Genomic DNA, 2,332 nt, shown 5'->3' with positions numbered 1-2,332 from the left:
TCACAACAAAATATAAAAACAATGCTTAATTTGGTCTCAACTCGAAACTTTGTGCTTACTTGTTTTGCCTGATTTTCTAACGGGAAATCATTGCCTGTAAGCAGCACAGTTTTTATACGAGACGTTGCCAGTAATTTAAAGAAACAATGGAAGTGACTAAAAAGGATGTTGAAAAACTTATTGAAGTGAGGAAAGAAAGTTCTTTTTTTAATCATTTCTGGAATGTTCTTATATATGATTTTCGGGCAAAAGGTGAAATTGGTCCGAACCAAATAAAAGTGTGGCGTCAAAATATGTGGAATATGACTTTCTATCCCATTTTTACATTTGAGTTCAATGCCAATAATAATTTGACGGATATAAAAGATGAAATAAATCCCATTGGTAAGACATTTATTGGAGTTCTGTTAATCGGATTTCTTTACTTGATCTTCCCAAAAAATTTGTCAGGCTTTGATTTATTAGACCACCTGCCATTTGTCATTTTAATTACAATTTTTGCATTTTTAATTGTTTTAGTGGCTCGAATGGTTTACAGATTCGAAAAACAAAATCAATTGGAACAAATTTTTGAAATTTTAGATATAGAGGTTGAAGAAAAGAAGCCAGAAAGAGAATGGACATTTAAAAAGATTATAACCCGACTTTTAATTTATCCTTTCTGCATAGGACTTATACTCTTCGCTTTGTTCTATTTATTTCCCAATGGAAAGGTTTTTATGGGAATTGCCAGTTTAGGCTTTGGAGGAATGTACCTGTATGCTGACATCAAAATTTTAATAGAGAAGAAAACTACTGGCAACAATGTATAAAAATAATGCTTAATCCTTTCTCAAATCGAAACTTCTTGCTCGCTTGCTCAGCGGATTGTCCTGCGGACAATCACCCTCGCCCGCTCGCACAGTTTTTATACGAGACGTTGCCAAAAATGCTGCTGACCAACGAAACGCGGGAAAAATAAAACCTGACTCAAATAAAACGGACTTCTAAAATGCCATTTTTGGAAGGAAAGAAAAATTGAATTTTAAAAGAAGAAATTGCGGCGGATCACTCACTCAGGCGGAAAAAAAAAGAAGCGGTAAAAACATCATTTTTGAGAGGTAAAAAAAATAAACTTTAAAAACAAAACGCAGTGGATTGAAAAGCGAAACGACTCACTCTGGCGGGCAGCACTATTTGGCAACAATGTATAAAAACAATGCTATCTTAGAGTCGATTCGAAAGTATGTGCGTACTTGCTGCGTCTGATTTTCCTGCGGAAAATCAACGCTGGCAATCGCCGCACTGTTTTTATACGAGACGTTGTGAAAAATGCCTCTGACAAACAAAACGCAGGAAAAAAAGAACGGACTCGGATAAAAAACTGACTTTCAAAATGCCACTTTTGGAAGGAAAGAAAAAATGATTTTAAAAAGATAAATGGCGACGGACTTCTCACTCAGACGGAGAAAAAAAGAAGTACTAAAAATATCATTTTTGAAAGGTTAGTAAATTAGAGTTTCAAATTAAATACAGCGGACTTTCTCAAGCGGAGAAAAATAATCAGTTTTAAAAATGCCTTTTTTGAGAGGTGAGAAAATATAAACTTTAAAAACAAAACGCAGCGGACTCTCACTCACAACCTGAAAAAAGAAAACGCGAAGAAACAGGGCGGCTCACTCAGGCGGGAGGCACTATTTCACAACAACGTATAAAAACAATGCTTAATTTAGTCTCGAATCGAAATTCCTTGCTCGCTTGCTGCGCCTGATTGTCCTGCGGACAATCACGCTCGCCAGCTCGCACTGTTTTTATACGAGACGTTGCCATCAAGCTTGAGAGATAGTGCATAAAACAAAATATGAGTAAAAAGGAAAATCACTTAAAACATTTTATTTGGATAGCGTTAGCCTTGGTTGTTCTATCATTACTGTATCCATTTGTTGTAAACTCCTTCTTTGCGGATTGGGCTAAAAGCGGAACTTTCGGAGATACATTCGGAGCATTAAATGCAATTTTTTCTGGGTTAGCATTAGCTGGAGTAATCGTTACTATTTTAATTCAAAAACAAGAATTACAAAATCAGCGGTTAGAATTACAATTACAGCGAAACGAAATGAAAGAGACACGCAAAGAATTTCTAATGAATAGAACAACTAATCTGGTATATAACCAACTTGATAGGTTTGAACGCAATCTAAAAGAATTTAGTTTCAAAACTGAAATTGCATAATCCGCTGAAAGCGGACAGGCGTTCCGTTTCAAAACGGACACTTTTCTTCTAAAATTTCGGTTAAGTTAATTAAATTTTTTTTGCTCTTATTTTCTAAATTTTCTCATCGATTCTCCCTCT

At 35.2% G+C, this 2,332-nt stretch carries 2 protein-coding genes; both read left to right on the top strand.

What is annotated here, in order from left to right:
* Positions 1-152 precede the first annotated feature (152 nt).
* Complete coding sequence (locus tag LB467_RS18475) at positions 153-812, top strand: hypothetical protein (protein ID WP_224475631.1); 660 nt, start codon at positions 153-155, stop codon at positions 810-812.
* 1,028 nt (positions 813-1,840) lie between these two features.
* The gene (locus LB467_RS18470; RefSeq protein WP_224475630.1) at positions 1,841-2,212 is read left to right on the top strand and encodes a DUF6082 family protein; all 372 of its coding nucleotides are present in this window, start codon (positions 1,841-1,843) and stop codon (positions 2,210-2,212) included.
* Positions 2,213-2,332 lie beyond the last annotated feature (120 nt).

Origin of the sequence: Salegentibacter tibetensis, assembly GCF_020164485.1 — a bacterium.
GTDB classification, from domain to species: Bacteria; Bacteroidota; Bacteroidia; order Flavobacteriales; family Flavobacteriaceae; genus Salegentibacter; species Salegentibacter tibetensis.
Note: the sequence above shows the minus strand (reverse complement) of the source record. Positions and strands in the feature narration are given on the sequence as shown.

Bases quoted from the DNA above. Each gene is read 5' to 3' on its own strand.
- LB467_RS18470 (WP_224475630.1), top strand. From the start codon at position 1,841: ATGAGTAAAAAGGAAAATCACTTAAAACATTTTATTTGGATAGCGTTA.